General features: G+C 57.5%; 15 protein-coding genes. 13 read left to right on the top strand and 2 right to left on the bottom strand.

What is annotated here, in order from left to right:
* Window positions 1–46 precede the first annotated feature (46 nt).
* The 7 genes from atpA (at window position 47) to CAter10_RS21345 (ending at window position 6,983) form a co-directional block, all read left to right on the top strand.
* Entirely contained in the window at window positions 47–1,588 is a 1,542-nt protein-coding gene (gene atpA / locus CAter10_RS21375; protein WP_061535035.1) for a F0F1 ATP synthase subunit alpha, read from the top strand.
* Between the two features lie 17 nt (window positions 1,589–1,605).
* Entirely contained in the window at window positions 1,606–2,478 is an 873-nt protein-coding gene (gene atpG / locus CAter10_RS21370; RefSeq protein WP_061535034.1) for a F0F1 ATP synthase subunit gamma, read from the top strand.
* A gap of 51 nt (window positions 2,479–2,529) precedes the next feature.
* Window positions 2,530–3,930: a F0F1 ATP synthase subunit beta gene (atpD, locus tag CAter10_RS21365; RefSeq protein ID WP_061535033.1), complete on the top strand. Its 1,401-nt coding sequence runs from the start codon at window positions 2,530–2,532 to the stop codon at window positions 3,928–3,930.
* Between the two features lie 143 nt (window positions 3,931–4,073).
* Window positions 4,074–4,499 carry a F0F1 ATP synthase subunit epsilon gene (locus CAter10_RS21360; protein WP_061535503.1) on the top strand — a complete coding sequence of 142 codons (426 nt, stop codon included), beginning with the start codon at window positions 4,074–4,076 and terminating at the stop codon, window positions 4,497–4,499.
* Between the two features lie 240 nt (window positions 4,500–4,739).
* Window positions 4,740–5,180: a CoA-binding protein gene (locus CAter10_RS21355; RefSeq protein WP_061535032.1), complete on the top strand. Its 441-nt coding sequence runs from the start codon at window positions 4,740–4,742 to the stop codon at window positions 5,178–5,180.
* 57 nt (window positions 5,181–5,237) lie between these two features.
* Window positions 5,238–6,044 (top strand): PPK2 family polyphosphate kinase, encoded by an 807-nt coding sequence (locus tag CAter10_RS21350; protein ID WP_061535031.1) that lies wholly within the window; start codon window positions 5,238–5,240, stop codon window positions 6,042–6,044.
* Window positions 6,045–6,167: 123 nt separating this feature from the next.
* The gene (locus CAter10_RS21345; RefSeq protein WP_061535030.1) at window positions 6,168–6,983 is read left to right on the top strand and encodes an SGNH/GDSL hydrolase family protein; all 816 of its coding nucleotides are present in this window, start codon (window positions 6,168–6,170) and stop codon (window positions 6,981–6,983) included.
* Window positions 6,984–6,986: 3 nt separating this feature from the next.
* Here CAter10_RS21345 and CAter10_RS21340 read toward each other — a convergent pair whose 3' ends face one another.
* Both CAter10_RS21340 and pdxR read right to left on the bottom strand, forming a co-directional pair.
* On the bottom strand, window positions 6,987–7,760 hold the full coding sequence (locus CAter10_RS21340) for a transporter substrate-binding domain-containing protein (protein ID WP_061535029.1): 774 nt from the start codon (window positions 7,758–7,760) through the stop codon (window positions 6,987–6,989).
* Window positions 7,761–7,820: 60 nt separating this feature from the next.
* Window positions 7,821–9,362, bottom strand: a complete 1,542-nt coding sequence (gene pdxR / locus CAter10_RS21335) for a MocR-like pyridoxine biosynthesis transcription factor PdxR (protein ID WP_061535028.1) — start codon at window positions 9,360–9,362, stop codon at window positions 7,821–7,823.
* Window positions 9,363–9,534: 172 nt separating this feature from the next.
* Here pdxR and CAter10_RS21330 point away from each other — a divergent pair, with 172 nt between their 5' ends.
* The 6 genes from CAter10_RS21330 (at window position 9,535) to gabD (ending at window position 17,244) form a co-directional block, all read left to right on the top strand.
* A complete protein-coding gene (locus CAter10_RS21330; protein WP_061535027.1) occupies window positions 9,535–10,872 on the top strand; it encodes a 4-aminobutyrate--2-oxoglutarate transaminase in 1,338 nt (445 codons plus the stop codon).
* Window positions 10,873–11,096: 224 nt separating this feature from the next.
* A complete protein-coding gene (locus CAter10_RS21325) occupies window positions 11,097–12,257 on the top strand; it encodes an ABC transporter ATP-binding protein (protein WP_417924699.1) in 1,161 nt (386 codons plus the stop codon).
* Between the two features lie 178 nt (window positions 12,258–12,435).
* Window positions 12,436–13,476, top strand: a complete 1,041-nt coding sequence (locus tag CAter10_RS21320) for an ABC transporter substrate-binding protein (RefSeq protein ID WP_061535026.1) — start codon at window positions 12,436–12,438, stop codon at window positions 13,474–13,476.
* Between the two features lie 135 nt (window positions 13,477–13,611).
* Window positions 13,612–14,868 (top strand): ABC transporter permease, encoded by a 1,257-nt coding sequence (locus CAter10_RS21315; protein ID WP_128083231.1) that lies wholly within the window; start codon window positions 13,612–13,614, stop codon window positions 14,866–14,868.
* Between the two features lie 4 nt (window positions 14,869–14,872).
* Window positions 14,873–15,706 (top strand): ABC transporter permease, encoded by an 834-nt coding sequence (locus tag CAter10_RS21310; protein ID WP_061535024.1) that lies wholly within the window; start codon window positions 14,873–14,875, stop codon window positions 15,704–15,706.
* A gap of 83 nt (window positions 15,707–15,789) precedes the next feature.
* Window positions 15,790–17,244, top strand: a complete 1,455-nt coding sequence (gene gabD, locus CAter10_RS21305) for an NADP-dependent succinate-semialdehyde dehydrogenase (RefSeq protein ID WP_061535023.1) — start codon at window positions 15,790–15,792, stop codon at window positions 17,242–17,244.
* The last annotated feature ends 18 nt before the right edge of the window (window positions 17,245–17,262 follow it).

Below are 17,262 nucleotides of genomic sequence, written 5' to 3'. Positions count from 1 at the left end.
CTGCGTATTTGCGTAATGAGCAACGAGAAAAATTTTAGGAGTTTATATGCAACTCAACGCGTCTGAAATCAGCGAACTGATCAAGAGCCGGATTCAAGGCCTTGGCGATACCGCTGAAATTCGCAATCAAGGCACGGTTATTTCCGTGTCCGACGGTATCTGCCGTATCCATGGTCTGTCTGACGTGATGCAAGGTGAGATGCTGGAATTCCCAGGCAATACATTCGGCCTCGCGCTGAACCTCGAGCGCGACTCTGTCGGCGCGGTTATCCTGGGCGACTACGAGCACATTTCCGAAGGCGATACAGTCAAATGTACCGGCCGTATCCTGGAAGTGCCGGTTGGTCCTGAGCTGCGTGGCCGTGTCGTCAACGCGCTGGGTCAGCCGATCGATGGCAAGGGCGCAATCGACGCCAAGCTGTCGGCGCCGATCGAAAAGATCGCACCAGGCGTTATCGCCCGTCAATCCGTTTCGCAGCCAATGCAGACTGGTATCAAATCGATCGACTCGATGGTACCAATCGGCCGCGGCCAGCGCGAACTGATCATCGGCGACCGTCAAACCGGCAAGACTGCTGTAGCGATTGATGCGATCATCAATCAAAAGGGCCAGGACGTGACATGTATCTATGTTGCGATCGGTCAAAAAGCATCGTCGATCAAGAACATCGTGCGCTCGTTGGAAGCACACGGCGCCATGGAATACACCATCGTTGTTGCTGCATCGGCTTCTGAGTCGGCTGCGATGCAATACGTGTCGGCCTATTCCGGCTGCGCAATGGGCGAATACTTCCGTGACCGCGGTGAAGATGCCCTGATCGTGTACGACGATCTGTCCAAGCAAGCTGTTGCATATCGTCAGGTATCGCTGCTGTTGCGCCGTCCACCAGGCCGTGAAGCTTACCCTGGCGACGTGTTCTACCTGCACAGCCGTTTGCTGGAACGCGCAGCACGTGTCAACCCAGACTACGTCGAAGCCTTCACCAAGGGCGCAGTCAAGGGCAAGACCGGTTCGCTGACAGCTCTGCCGATCATCGAAACGCAAGCCGGCGACGTTTCCGCTTTCGTTCCGACCAACGTGATTTCGATTACCGACGGTCAGATCTTCCTGGAAACTTCGTTGTTCAACGCTGGTATCCGTCCTGCGATCAACGCCGGTATTTCGGTGTCGCGCGTTGGTGGCGCTGCTCAGACCAAGGTTATCAAGAACCTGTCCGGCGGTATCCGTACCGACTTGGCGCAGTATCGTGAACTGGCTGCGTTTGCGCAGTTTGCTTCCGATCTCGACGAAGCGACCCGCAAGCAGCTGGACCGCGGCGCACGCGTGACCGAGCTGTTGAAGCAGGCGCAATACTCGCCGCTGTCGATCTCGCTGATGGCTGTGACTCTGTTCGCAGTCAACAAGGGTTTCCTGGACAGCATCGACGTCAAGCAAGTATTGCCGTTCGAAAGCGGTCTGCACAGCTTCATGAAGACCAGCCACGCACCTTTGCTGCAAAAGATCGAAGAAACCAAGCAACTCGATAAAGATGGCGAAGCTGCATTGTCCGCTGCCGTTGCTGATTTCAAAAAATCGTTCGTGGCTTAATTTAACTGGAGCACGGAATGGCTACAGGTAAAGAGATACGCGGCAAGATCAAGAGCGTAGAAAATACGAAGAAGATCACGAAGGCGATGGAAATGGTCGCTGCTTCCAAAATGCGCAAGGCGCAGGACCGGATGCACGCGGCACGTCCATACAGTGACAAGATTCGTAATATCGCTTCCAACTTGTCGCAAGCCAATCCAGAGTACACGCACCCGTTCATGGTGAAGCAGGACAACTCCAAGAACGTTGGTTTCATCGTCGTCACCACAGACAAAGGTCTGTGCGGCGGCATGAACACCAACTCCTTGCGTTTGCTGACCGCGAAACTGCGTGAGCTGGAAGGACAAGGCAACAAGGTTCAGGCAGTAGCGATCGGCAACAAGGGTCTGGGTTTCCTAAACCGGATCGGCGCCAAGGTCGTTGCACATGCCGTGCAACTGGGTGATACGCCACATCTGGACAAGCTGATCGGGCCGGTCAAAGTGCTGCTCGATGCTTACCAGGAAGGTCGCCTGGACGCGGTTTATCTGGTGTACACCAAGTTCATCAACACGATGAAGCAAGAGCCGATGCTGCAGCAGTTGCTGCCGCTGTCGTCTGATCGTCTTGAGGCTGATAAAGAAGGTTCGCATGCATGGGACTACATTTATGAGCCGGATGTTCAAAGCGTCATCGATGAATTGCTGGTGCGTTACGTGGAAGCGCTGATTTATCAGGCTGTCGCAGAAAACATGGCGTCCGAGCAATCGGCGCGGATGGTGGCGATGAAGTCGGCTAGCGACAACGCGGGTAACGTGATCGGCGAATTGAAACTGGTCTACAACAAGACGCGTCAAGCGGCGATTACCAAGGAACTCTCGGAAATCGTTGCCGGTGCGGCTGCGGTGTAACGCGCAAACTGCGCTTAACAGAACTTAATTTTATATATTGAAGGAACGAAAATGGCTGATGGCAAAATCGTTCAGTGTATCGGCGCTGTGGTGGACGTTGAATTCCCACGTGACGCGATGCCTAAGATTTACGACGCCTTGAAGATGGATGGCTCGGAACTGACGCTGGAAGTACAACAACAGCTGGGTGACGGCGTAGTCCGTACCATTGCGCTGGGTACATCCGACGGTTTGCGCCGCGGCATGACAATCAAGAACACAGGTCAGCCAATCATGGTGCCTACCGGTAAAGCAACACTGGGCCGCATCATGGACGTGCTGGGCAACCCAATCGACGAATGCGGTCCGGTAAGCCACGAAACCACTGCATCGATCCACCGCAAGGCTCCTGCGTACGACGAACTGTCGCCATCGCAAGAACTGCTGGAAACCGGCATCAAGGTTATTGACCTGGTTTGCCCGTTTGCCAAGGGTGGTAAAGTTGGTCTGTTCGGCGGCGCGGGTGTGGGCAAGACCGTGAACATGATGGAACTGATCAACAACATCGCCAAGGCGCACAGCGGTTTGTCCGTGTTTGCCGGTGTCGGTGAGCGTACTCGTGAAGGTAACGACTTCTATCACGAAATGGCTGATGCGAAAGTGGTTGATCTGGAACATCCGGAAAAATCCAAGGTTGCGATGGTTTACGGCCAGATGAATGAACCGCCAGGTAACCGTCTGCGCGTTGCGCTGACCGGCCTGACGATCGCTGAAGGCTTCCGTGACGAAGGTAAAGACGTGCTGTTCTTCGTCGATAACATCTACCGTTACACACTGGCCGGTACTGAAGTTTCCGCGCTGCTGGGCCGTATGCCTTCCGCCGTGGGTTACCAGCCGACACTGGCTTCGGAAATGGGCCAGCTGCAAGAACGTATTACCTCGACAAAAACCGGTTCGATCACATCGATCCAGGCCGTCTACGTTCCTGCGGATGACTTGACCGACCCGTCGCCAGCTACTACCTTTGCTCACTTGGACTCCACCGTTGTGTTGTCGCGTGATATCGCTTCGCTGGGTATCTACCCTGCGGTTGATCCGCTGGATTCGACTTCGCGTCAGCTGGATCCGCAAGTGGTTGGTCAAGAGCACTACGAAACTGCCCGCGCTGTGCAAGGTACTTTGCAGCGTTACAAGGAATTGCGCGACATTATCGCGATTCTGGGTATGGACGAATTGGCTCCGGAAGACAAGCTGCTGGTCGCGCGCGCACGTAAGATGCAGCGTTTCCTGTCGCAGCCTTTCCACGTTGCTGAAGTGTTTACCGGCTCGCCAGGTAAATACGTTTCGCTGAAGGATACGATCAAGGGCTTCAAGATGATCGCCAGCGGCGAACTCGATCACCTGCCGGAACAAGCGTTCTACATGGTCGGCACGATCGAAGAAGCAATCGAAAAGGCCAAGAAGATCGGCTAAAGCAAGTTTCGCCTCGTCGTCCCCGCGAACGTGGGGATCCATGTTATTGAGCAATATTTTCACTAAGATGGATTCCTGCGTTCGTGGGAATGACGCGGTAGCGCTTGCCGCTAGTTGATTCAATGGACAACAAAGGGTTTAAGATGGCAAACACTATTCACGTAGACGTTGTTTCCGCGGAAGAGATGATCTTCTCCGGCGAAGCCGAATTCGTCGCGTTGCCGGGTGAATCGGGTGAGTTGGGGATTTATCCTCGTCATACCCCGCTGATCACGCGCATCAAGCCGGGTGCTGTACGGATCAAGGTAGCAGGCCAGGCAAACGACGAATTTGTGTTCGTTGCCGGCGGTTTGCTGGAAGTGCAGCCGCACCACGTTACCGTGCTGGCCGACACTGCAATCCGCGGCGCCGACCTGGATGAAGCGAAGGCGAGCGAAGCCAAGCGTCGTGCTGAAGAAGCGCTGACCAACAAGGAATCCCTGATCGATTATGCAAAAGCCCAGTCCGAGTTGTCGGCAGCGATTGCACAATTGGCGGCGATCCAGAAATTGCGTCAAAAAGGACGTTGATTTGCTCGTTCGGCGGTAGTTTGGATACAACAAGAAAAAGCAGCTTCGGCTGCTTTTTTGTTGCCCGTTCAGTTTCGTTTATTTGTCAAATGGCGGCAATCCTGAGCTAGGCAGGGCAGGGGGGGCGCAAGCATCCTGCAATCCAGCAACCAATCATGTTCTCGCGGTAAGATCATGAGCAGTTGCCCGGAATTATCGGGAATTTTATTTATGCAGCCAGCCGGATCATTTCCATCGCCCATGCCAAACACTTCCGCCCCCATTCCTAATCCCGCCAACCCGGTGATTGCCATCGTTGGCCTCTCAACCAAATCGGATCGACCGAGTTTCGGCGTGGCTCGCTACATGCAAGAGCGTGGTTATCGAATCATTCCGGTCAATCCGATGCATGTGGGCGCTCACATCCTCGGAGAGCTTTGCTATGCAAATCTGTTCGATGCTGCGAAAGCGTTGGCTGCGGAGGGACAGAAAATTGATATTGTCGATTGTTTTCGCAAGGCCGAGGATATTCCGCCGGTGGTCGGCGAGGCAATCATGATCGACGCACGATGCGTCTGGATGCAACTCGGCATTGTCAACGAAGCTGCTGCTGAGAAGGCGCGCGCCAATGGCATACAGGTCGTGATGGATCGCTGTCTGAAGATCGAGCATGCATTGGGCAACTTGCACGGTATTTTGTAGGCGACAGACCGTTGGCCACATCGCCGGAAACGCGTTACTGACCGAATGGAGAAAGCAATGAAAGCAAGCAAGCAGTTTCGTGGCGGTAAACAGACCAAGATCAAGGATGCCGACGCTGAATTGAAACCGCTGTCCAGTGGCGACAAGGCGAAAGACAAGATGCTGGTCGCCGAATTGGCGACCCAGATTGCGGTGCAACAGGAGATGTTGTTCGCCGCTGGCAAGCATAAGGTGCTGGTGGTGCTGCAGGGGATAGATACTAGCGGCAAGGATGGCACTGTGAAGGATGTGTTTAACGTCATCAATCCTCAGGGCGTTCAGATTGTCAATTTCAAGGCGCCGAGCAGTATTGAGCTGGCCCATGATTATCTGTGGCGGGTTCATCAGCAGGTGCCGAAGTCCGGCGACATTGTCGTATTCAATCGCAGCCACTATGAAGATGTGCTGATAACACGCGTGCATGACTGGATCGACGATGCCGAATGCGAGCGCCGCTACGCGCAGATCCGCGACTTCGAGCGGATGCTGTCGGAAACCGGCACCACCATCATCAAATGCCTGCTGCACATTTCGAAGAATGAGCAGCGCAGCCGCCTGCAGGAACGCATCGACGATCCCGCCAAGCACTGGAAATTCGACATGCAGGACCTGGAGGAGCGCAAGAGCTGGGACAAGTACCAGGAGCTGTTTGGCAAGGCGATCAATGCCACCGATGCAGATCATGCGCCCTGGTACGTGATCCCGGCCAATTCCAAGACGCACCGCAACCTGGCGATTGCCACCATTCTGCTGGAAACCCTGCTCGACCTGAAGTTGACGCCACCCGATCCGAAGCCTGAATTAAAGGGCTTGAAGATCGAATAAATTCTGGAAAGAGGGCTACTATAATCGTTTGCCGTTTGGCAAAATGAGCATACTCTCGAACATGGGCGCATTTCACGGATACCGAAGAAATGCGCTCTGATAACAGGCTTAAGGAGATACGAAGTGCGCCGCTGGTTGCCGGAACTGATCGCATTACCGCTATTGCCATGGTTGATTGTGCAAGGCCGCCGCGCGCGCCGCGTCACGCCGCGCCTGCCGGAGGCAATGGGGCCGACGATCGGCCAGGCGCGCATTGTCGCCGACGCCGGCGAGACGCCGCAGCGACCACTGGCCCTGTTGACTATCGGTGAGTCGCCGGTGGCCGGGGTTGGCGTCGCCACGCATTATGAGGCGATCACCGGTCAGTTTGCCGCTGCCTTGGCAGCGCGCCTGCAGCGCACGATTACCTGGCAGGCTGTCGGCCAGAACGGTGCGACGATCAGCATGGCGGTCAAGACCATGCTGCCGCAGGTGGCATCACAAAAAGTCGATATCGTGCTCATCGCATTTGGTGTCAACGATACCACTTCGTTCCGCTCCTGCCGCCGCTACCGCGCCGAGCTGCTGCAACTGATGCGCGATTTGCAGGCGCATGTGTCGCCGCGTCTGATGGTGATTTCCGGCATTCCGCCGATCCATGCCTTCCCGGCGCTGCCGGAACCGTTGCGCTATGTGCTCGGCATGAAAGCCAAGGCGCTGGATGAAACGGTCGAGCACCTGATTTCCAACCTGCCTGTCGACCTGCGGAGTGTTCGGGTGACGCGGGTGCCGATGCTGATCGATATCAACGATCGCGACCTGATGGCTTCCGACGGCTACCATCCATCGGCTAGCGGTGTTGCGCTGTGGGCGCGCCAGCTGGCGACCGCGGTTGCCGCCCACCTGAAATCGATCAAGAAGAGCAAGGCCGCGCAGAATGCGGCCAGCAAGCAGGGCTGACCATTACTTCAGCCACTGATTGAACACGCGGTCGTATTCGCCGGTGGCCTTCAGCTGGTGCATCCACGTATCGACAAATTCTTTAAACGGCACGTCGCCGCGCGGCAGCATGAATGCCTTTTCCGAGAACTGTAGCGGCTGGTCAGGGTGGATCGAACACAGTTGCGGATGCAGTTTTGCCTGCCACATCGTCTCGCTGGCGTCGGTCACCATGACATCGGCTTTGCCTTGTACGATCTGGTCGAAGATGGTGACGTTGTCCGGATGCAGGATCAGTTGCGCCTGCTTGTAGTTGGCGCGCGCAAAGCGTTCGTTGGTGCCGCCCGGATTGACGATGGCACGCGTGCTCGGCTGGTCAATGGCCGCCAGCGACTGGAATTTGCCGACATCGGCGCAGCGCGCAATGGCGGCCTTGCCATCCACCATGTGCGGTACCGAAAACGATACTTTCTTCTGGCGCTCCAGTGTCACCGACACGCCACCCATCGCGATATCGCATTTCTCCAGGAAGTCGTTGGTCAGGTTAGTCCAGCTGGTCTTGACGAAGCGCGCTTCGACGCCGAGCGCCTTGGCCAGTGATTGCGCCAGGTCGACATCAATGCCTTCGAAACTGTTGTCGCCTTTCAGGAAGGTGAACGGTTTGTAGTCGCCGGTCATGCAGACACGCAGGGTGCCTGACTTGATGATCTCATCCAGCCGCGTTGGCGTGGTTTGGGCCGAGACCGAGGAGGCTGCTGCGCTGAGCGTTAAAACGAGCGTAAAAATAAACTTCTTCATGAAATTCCCCTGGCTAAATTTAGAGATGTTTTTTGAGGCTTATGCAGTCGTGTTTGCCGCTTATTTCCAGTGCATTTTGATGATGGCAGCCAGCTTGTCGAAAGCCGGCCCGATCTGTTCATTCGGCACGCAGGCATAACCCAGCAACAAACCGTTGCGGGCTGTATCGCTGTTCATGAAATAGCGCGACAGCGGCCGCGCCACGATGCCAACTTCGCGCGCCGCGCGGCTGATCGCAATGTCATCGCATTGCGGCGGCAGGCCAAGCGCCAGATGCAGGCCCGCTTCGCCGCCGGTGAGTGTGATGCGGTCGCCGAAATGGCGCTCGATGGCGGCTTGCAGCAGTTGCAGGCGCTCGGCATACAATACGCGCATGCGCCGGATATGCGAAGCGAAATGGCCCTCAGTCATGAAGTCGGCCATGATCGCCTGGAGGAACACCTGGCTGCCGCGATACAGCTCGGAGACGCCGATCGCAAAGGCATTCGCCAGCGACTCGGGCACCACCAGGAAGCCGATCCGCAGGCTGGGAAACATGGTTTTGCTGAAGGTGCCCATGTACAGCACGCGGTCGTTGGTATCCATGCCTTGCAGCGACGCCAGCGGCCGGCTGCCATAGCGGAATTCGCTGTCGTAGTCGTCCTCGATGATCCACACCTTGCGGGTCGCTGCGTATTCCAGCAGCATGCGTCGCCGCGACAGGCTCATCACCATGCCGAGCGGATACTGGTGCGACGGCGTGGCGCAGATGAAGCGCGGTGGCTGGCGCAGGTTGGCGAGCCGCATGCGCATGCCTTCTGCGTCGACCGGGATCGCCACCGGCTTGATGCCGAGCGAGTTGAGCACGCTGCGCGTACCCCAATAACAAGGATCTTCAACCCAGGCGCTGTCGCCATGCTCGCCCAGCAGCTTGACCACGATGTCCAGCGATTGATGGATGCCGGTGGTGATGATGACCTGGCTGGCATTGCAGTTGACCGAACGCGCCATGCGCAGGTATTCGGCGATCGCTTCGCGTAGCGGCAGGTAGCCGCCGGCCTCGCCATAGGTCAGTAGTTCAGCGCGTGATCGCCGCCAGTGTTTGTTTTGCAGGCGGCTCCAGATCTTGTTGGGAAACAGCGTCACGTCCGGCACGCCCGGCATGAACGCGCCCCATTGCAGATCGCTGACGCCAGCCTGCCGGATCAGTTGCGCGCCGTGTGCCGACAGTTCCGACTGGCCGCTGGGATCGGTCAACGGCAGCGTGTTGAGGCGCGCCTCGGGAATCTGGTCGGGTGTCGTGTCGGCGATGAAGGTGCCGGAGCCGGGGCGGGTTTCCAGGTAACCCTCGGCAATCAGCTGCTCGTAGGCGTAGGTCACCGTATTGCGGGAAATACCCAATTCGCCGGCCAGGTCGCGCGACGATGGCAGTTGCAGCCCAGAGGGCAGCAGCTGCGACAGGATGGCTTCGCGAATGGCCAGGTAGATCTGTCGGTTGAGCGGCGCTGCGGCGTTGCCGTTGCTTGCCGTTGTCTTGGCGCTGCCGCGTGTCTTCGCAATGCGGCCGTCGGCGCCGCGTTCGATGCGCATCAGCAGGAAATCGGTGAGCGACGCGATGCGCAAAGTGGCTCCATTAAAAAACTGAAAGTGGCACTATATTATAGATCCACGACGGCCTTAGTATGCATCAAAGCATGTGCACATACAAAAAGCGCATATGACGGGAACGTCGAAAAAACGCAGCGAGCAATTGGTTTTTCGAGGTTCCGTAGCGCAATCTTATCTAGGAGCCAAAATGAAGAACGACGGATACCACGCGGCCGCGGCAACTGCGACCTCAACCAGCGGCAAATCAGCCACCAATGCCGAACTGCACCAGCGCAAGAATGCCGCGACCCCGCGCGGCGTCGGCGTCATGTGCGATTTCTACGCTTCGCATGCGCTGAATTCAGAAATCTGGGACGTCGAAGGCCGTCGCTTTATCGACTTCGCTGCCGGTATCGCCGTGTTGAACACCGGCCATCGCCATCCGAAACTGGTGGCGGCAATCCAGGAACAACTCGGCAAATTTACCCATACCGCTTACCAGATCGTGCCATATGGCAGCTATGTCGAACTGGCCGAACGCATCAATGCGGTCACGCCAGGTGATCATGCCAAAAAAACCACGTTCTTCTCGACCGGCGCTGAAGCCGTCGAAAACGCCGTCAAGATCGCTCGTGCCGCCACCGGCCGTAGTGCGGTGATCGCGTTTTCCGGTGCGTTCCACGGCCGCACCATGATGGGCATGGCGCTGACTGGCAAAGTGGTGCCGTACAAGGTTGGTTTCGGCCCATTCCCGGCTGAGGTGTATCACGTGCCGTTCCCGGTTGAGTTGCATGGCGTCAGCATCGAGAATTCGTTGGCGGCGTTGCAAAGCCTGTTCAAGGCCGACGTCGATCCGAAGCGCGTCGCCGCCATCATCCTGGAACCGGTGCAAGGCGAGGGTGGTTTCTACGCCGCACCGCCGGCCTTCATGCAGGCTCTGCGCAAATTGTGCGATGAGCACGGCATTTTGCTGGTGGTCGATGAAGTGCAAACCGGCTTTGCCCGTACCGGCAAGCTGTTCGCTGTTGAGCATTCGGGCGTGATTCCTGACCTGATGACAATGGCCAAGAGCCTGGCTGGCGGCATGCCGCTATCGGCAGTATGCGGCCGCGCCGAGATCATGGATGCGGCAGCGCCGGGCGGCCTCGGCGGCACCTACGCCGGCAATCCGCTGGCAGTCGCATCGGCGCTGGCGGTGCTGGACGTGATCGAAGAAGAAAAGCTGGTTGAGCGCGCCAATGTGCTCGGCGGCAGGCTCAAGCAGGTGCTGGAAGGTTTGCGTGCCGATGTGCCGCAAATCGCGGATATCCGTGGCCTGGGGGCAATGGTGGCGGTGGAATTCACGCAGCCAGGCAGCAAACAGCCGGATGCCGATTTCACCAAGAAGGTACAGGCGGAAGCGCTCAAAAACGGCTTGCTGTTGCTGAGCTGCGGGGTCTACAGTAACGCCATTCGATTCCTGTTCCCGTTGACCATCGAAGATGCGTTGATGGATGAAGCGCTGGCAATTCTGAGCAAGGCGATGCGGACTGTCGCTGCAGCCTGAAAGCCACTTGGTGGTGAGGCAGGTTGAAGTTCGATTTATATAAATAATAATATGAGATCACCTACAGGTGATCCCCGAGGTGGCCAACGCAGCGTTCATTGCGCATGCATGCGATGAACGCAGCAGTATCGTTGGCATGATGAGGTTTTTGCAAATTTGTCCCCGGCCGCATGCGGCCGGCCCGGATGTTGCAGCAGGCTCTACATATTTGGCAGGAGAACAAGTTGAAGCGAGAAAATATCGCCCCCCATCTGGCGTCAGTCGTAAACTCAGCCGTAAGCCCGGCCGATGTCGGCAAAGGCGCGGCGGATATCCTGGTGCAGTTTTCCGGGGTCAAGAAAACCTACGACGGCGAGAATCTGGTCGTCAAGAACCTCAACCTGGATATCCAGCGCGGCGAGTTCCTGACCTTGCTCGGGCCGTCCGGCTCTGGCAAGACCACCTGCCTGATGATGTTGGCTGGATTCGAGTTTCCAACCGGCGGTGAGATCCGCCTGGATGGTCAGTTGCTCAACAAGGTACCGCCGCACAAGCGCAATATCGGCATGGTATTCCAGAACTACGCACTGTTTCCGCATATGACGGTCGCGCAGAATGTCGCTTATCCGTTGCGGGTGCGTAATATCAATGGCAGCGAGCGCGCCGAGAAGGTCAAGAAGGCGCTCGACATGGTCCAGATGGGCAAGTTCGGCGATCGCTATCCGGCACAATTGTCCGGTGGCCAGCAGCAGCGGATTGCGCTGGCACGGGCGCTGGTGTTTGATCCCAAGCTGGTGTTGATGGATGAGCCGCTGGGCGCGTTGGACAAACAGTTGCGTGAACACATGCAGCTTGAATTGAAAGCGTTGCACAAGCGGCTCGGCGTCACTTTCGTCTATGTCACACACGATCAAAGCGAAGCGTTGACGATGTCGGATCGTGTTGCCGTGTTCGACCAGGGCATCATCCAGCAGCTGGCGGTAGTCGACCGTCTCTACGAATATCCGGAAAACCAGTTCGTGGCCGGCTTCATCGGCGACAACAACCGCTTCAATGGTGTGCTCACAGCGACCGATGGCGGCAATGCCACACTGCGCTTGCCGCATGGCGCCTTGCTGAGCGGCGTCAACGCCAATCAGGCCGCAGTCAACCAACAAGTGGTGGCATGTATCCGGCCCGAGCGTATTCACTTGCTGCCACTCGACAGCACCACACCGAATGCCTTGCGCGTCAGCGTCACCAGCCTGATTTATTTCGGCGACCACGTGCGTGTGCGTTGTGCGATTCCGCAACAGGACGATTGCTTCGTCAAGCTGTCCTTGAACGATCCTGCGCTGGCCGGATTGTATGAGGGTAGCCAGGTGGCACTGGACATAGATCCAAAGCACCTACGCCTCTTCATCTAAGAAGAGGGCCGCCAAGACCTACTGCGCGACCCAGTCTCAGATCTGCGATGCTCGCCGTACCTCCGTACAGTCGCGCTTCTCTACCTGACACTGAATCGCTCGCTACGGTCCTGACAGCCCCGATACGTCATTTTTGGCGCTGTTGATTTTGTGTGTTTTTTCATCTTTGGGAGATGTGATGAATTCTGTTTTCAAACCTGTATTTACTGGGATTGCATTGTCGCTTGCCGCGGTTGGCATGGCTCAGGCTGCTGCGCTGACGGTGGTTAATTTTGGCGGCGCCAATGGCGCGGCGCAGAAGGTGGCTTATATCGATCCGTATGCCAAGGCGAGCGGTGACAAGATCACCGTAGTGGAATTCAACGGTGAACTGGCCAAGGTCAAGGCCATGGTGGAAGCCAAGAAAGTCAGCTGGGACGTGGTGGAGGTGGACGCCGGCGATATCGGCCGTGCGTGCGAAGAAGGTTTGCTGGAAAAAATCGACTTCAGCAAGATCGGCAACAAAGCCGACTTCAGCCCTGCCGCTATCCATGAATGTGGCGTTGGCGCATTTGTCTGGTCGACCGTGCTGGCCTACGATGCTGACAAGTTGAAAGTTGCGCCGAAGACCTGGGCCGATTTCTGGGATACCAAGAAATTTCCTGGCAAGCGCGCCATGAAGAAGGGCGCCGAATACACGCTGGAGTTCGCACTGATGGCCGATGGCGTGGCGCCGAAGGATGTCTACAAGGTGCTGGGCACCAAAGCCGGCGTCGACCGCGCATTCAAGAAGCTGGATGAACTGAAGCCGAACATCCAGTGGTGGGAAGCCGGCGCGCAACCGCCGCAATTCCTGGTGGCCGGCGATGTCGTGATGTCGACAGCATTCAATGGTCGTATCGACGCCGCGCAACGGGAAGGCAAAAACCTCAAGGTGAGCTGGATCGGCAGCATTTACACGCTCGATTTCTGGGTAATTCCAAAGGGGACGCCGAACAAGGCTGACGCCGAGAAATTCATTGCGTTCGCCAGCAAGCCGGAATCGCAAAAAGCCTATGCCAGCAATATTTCCTATGGTCCGGTGAACAACCAGGCGCTGAAGATGCTGGATCCGAAAGTGTTGGCCAATTTGCCGACATCGCCGACCAACGCAAAAGATGCGCTGCAGCTGAGCCTGGCGTTCTGGACCGACCACGGTGAAGAACTGGAGCAACGTTTCACTGCTTGGGCCGCCAAGTAACAAGTAGGTGTCGCCGCAGGCCGGCTTTCGGGATTGTATCCCGCCGGCTTGCGGTAGTTTCTTGCGACTCACAATTTAAGTAACTCCCGGATCACTATGACTTCCATTGCATCTGCCGCCGGCATCAGTCCTGCGATGACGGCGCCACCCGCAGCGCCGCAGAATTCGCAACTTAAGCGTGAGTTGCGCCAGGCACAATTCCGTAAGCGCGCCGCAGCGCTGGCCCTGATCGCGCCGTTGGCGATTTTCCTATTGCTGACTTTCCTGGTGCCGATTGCAATGCTGCTCAAGCGCGCCGTGGAAAACCCGGAAATCGCGACGACATTGCCGCACACCGTCGCCGCACTGGCCGATTGGGACCGCAAGAGCAGTCCACCTGATGCCGCGTTCGTGGGCCTGGCGACCGATTTGCTGCAAGCCAGGGAGGACAGTTCCGCCGGTTCGTTGGCGCGTCGCCTGAATTCTGAAATTTCCGGTGCTCGTTCGATCATCATGAAAACCGCGCGTGCACTGCCGCTGCTGGATGCCGATGGAAAGCCGCTGCCGCCCACGCAGGTGAAGCAGGCGCTGATCGATATCGATGACCAGTGGGGTCAACTGCCGTACTGGCAAGTGATCGCCAAGAACGGCGCGCCGTATTCCCCATACTATCTGCTGGCCGCGCTCGATCTGAAACAGGACGCGTTCGGACACATTGAAAAAGCCGATCCTGACGCATCGGTATATCAAAAGATTTTTGGCCGCACATTCTGGATGGGCCTGGTTGCTACCCTGGCTTGCCTGGTGATAGGTTATCCGCTGGCGTACTGGCTGTCGACCATGTCGGAACGGCGCGCCAACCTGTTCATGATCCTGGTGCTGATTCCATTCTGGACCTCGATCCTGGTGCGGGTCGCAGCGTGGATCGTGCTGCTGCAATCCGAAGGGCTGGTCAACAAGGCGCTGATGGCGACCGGCCTGACCCAGGCGCCGCTGGAGCTGCTATTCAACCGCGTCGGCGTCTATATCGCGATGACGCATATCCTGCTGCCGTTCATGATCCTGCCGCTGTATAGCGTGATGAAATCGATTCCGCCAACCTATCTGCGCGCCGCGGTCTCGCTCGGCAGCCATCCGTTCGCTGCGTTCTGGCGCGTGTACGTGCCGCAGACCTATCCGGGCATCGGCGCCGGCGCTTTGCTGGTGTTCATTTTGGCGGTCGGCTATTACATCACGCCGGCGTTGCTGGGCGGACCGAATGAGCAGATGGTCAGCTATTACATCGCCTATTTCACCAATGTCACCATCAACTGGGGCATGGCTTGCGCACTCGGCGCTCTGCTGTTTGCCGCAACGCTTGTGTTGTACGGTGTATATCGCCGCTTTACCAAAAATGATGTAGCGATGGGATAAGAAAATGAAACTGTTTCCGCAATTTCCTCCCTATGTTTCGTTGATCGAACGCGTCTGGTTCTTTGTTTCGCGCGGCTTCAATTTGCTGGTGCTGGTGTTCCTGCTGTTGCCGATCCTGGTCATCATTCCACTGTCATTCAGCGACAGTACCTTCCTCGTGTATCCGATCCAGGGCTTCTCGTTGCGCTGGTACCAGAACCTGGTGCAATCGGAAGAATGGATCAGCGCCGCCAAGAACAGTTTTATCGTGGCGCCGTTGGCGACGGTGCTGGCAACCATTCTCGGTACGCTGGCTGCCGTCGGTTTGAACAAGGCCGATTTCCGTGGCAAAGGTTTGTTGATGGCGGTGTTGATCTCGCCGATGGTGGTGCCGGTGGTGGTGGTCGGGGTCGGCGTCTATCTGTTCTTCGCGCAGATCGGCTTGTCCGATAGTTATACCGGCCTTATCCTGGCGCACGCCGCGCTTGGTGCGCCGTTTGTGGTGACTACCGTGCTGGCGACGCTGCAGGGCTTCAACCAGAATCTGGTGCGGGCCAGCCTCAGCCTCGGCGCCAATCCACTCTCGACATTTTTCCGGATCACTTTGCCGGTGATTGCGCCGGGTTTGATTTCCGGAGCACTATTCGCCTTCGCCACCTCGTTTGACGATGTGGTGGTAACCTTGTTTGTTGCCGGTCCCGGCCAAGCCACGTTGCCGCGCCAGATGTTTACAGGCATCAAGGAAAACATCAGCCCGACCATCGCTGCGCTGGCCACCATCCTGATCGTATTTTCGACCTGTTTGCTGCTGGTGCTGGAGTGGATACGCGGTCGCAACAAGGCGCTCGCCAAGATCTAGGCTGGATTTACCGGCTACCGTTTTCGCCGCGCATATTGCATCTCGCTGTATGCGCGGCATCAATGCCCCTACAGGAGTTATCCATGATCCAATTAAAAGATCCTTCATTGTTTCGCCAGCAAGCCTATATCAACGGCGAGTGGTGCAACGCCGACAGTGGCAAGACCCATGCGGTGACCAATCCCGCCACCGGCGAAACCATCGGTAGCGTGCCGTTGATGGGTGCGGCCGAAACCAAGCGCGCGATTTCCGCAGCCAACGACGCCTGGCGCCAGTGGCGCCGCAAGACCGCCAAGGAACGCAGCATCATCCTGCGCAAATGGAATGACCTGATGCTGGCCAATGTCGATGACCTGGGACTGATCATGACGGTCGAACAAGGCAAGCCGCTGGCCGAAGCCAAAGGCGAGATCGCCTATGCGGCCTCGTTCATCGAATGGTTTGCTGAAGAGGGCAAGCGTGCCGGCGGCGATACGATTCCGTCGCCGTCGCCGAACTCGCGCATCGTCGTGATCAAGGAATCGATCGGTGTCTGCGCTGCGATTACGCCGTGGAATTTCCCCGCTGCGATGATCACCCGCAAAGCCGGCCCGGCACTTGCCGCCGGCTGCAGCATGGTGCTCAAGCCGGCCGAATCGACGCCGTTCTCGGCACTGGCGCTGGCGGTGCTGGCAGAACGTGCCGGCATTCCGGCCGGCGTGTTCAGCGTAGTGACCGGTTCGGCGCGTGAAATCGGCGCGGAAATGACCAGCAATCCGATCGTGCGCAAGCTGACCTTCACCGGCTCGACCGGCGTCGGCCGATTGCTGATGGAGCAGTGCGCGCCGACCATCAAGAAATTATCGCTGGAACTGGGCGGCAATGCGCCGTTCATCGTGTTCGACGACGCCGATCTGGACGCAGCCGTTGAAGGCGCGATGGCTTCCAAATATCGCAATGCCGGGCAAACTTGCGTGTGCGCCAACCGCCTATACGTGCAGGACGGCATCTACGACGCCTTCGCCGCAAAGCTGGTGGCCGCGGTGGCCAAGCTCAAGGTCGGCAACGGCCAGCAGGAAGGCGTCACGCAAGGCCCGCTGATCGACGATAAAGCCGTTGCCAAGGTCGAACAGCACATCGCCGACGCCGTTTCAAAAGGCGCGCGGATCCTCGTCGGCGGCAAGCGCCATGCACTCGGACACAGCTTCTTCGAGCCGACCGTGCTGGCTGACGTCACATCCGACATGCTGGTGGCGCGCGAAGAAACCTTCGGCCCGATGGCGCCGTTGTTCCGCTTCAAGACCGACGACGAGGCGATCGCACTGGCCAACGACACCGAATTCGGCCTCGCCAGCTATTTCTACTCGCGCGATATCGGCCGTATCTGGCGCGTCGCGGAAGGCCTGGAAAGCGGCATGGTCGGCATCAACACCGGCCTGATCTCGAACGAAGTCGCACCATTCGGCGGCGTCAAGCAATCCGGCCTGGGTCGCGAAGGTTCGAAGTACGGGATTGAGGACTACCAGGTCATCAAATATCTGTGCATGGGCGGAATCTGAGATAGCGGTTGACTTCGG

The organism is Collimonas arenae (assembly GCF_001584165.1).
Classification (GTDB): domain Bacteria; phylum Pseudomonadota; class Gammaproteobacteria; order Burkholderiales; family Burkholderiaceae_D; genus Collimonas; species Collimonas arenae.
The sequence above is the reverse complement of the archived record's forward strand: the minus strand, read 5'-3'. Positions and strand labels throughout refer to the sequence as shown.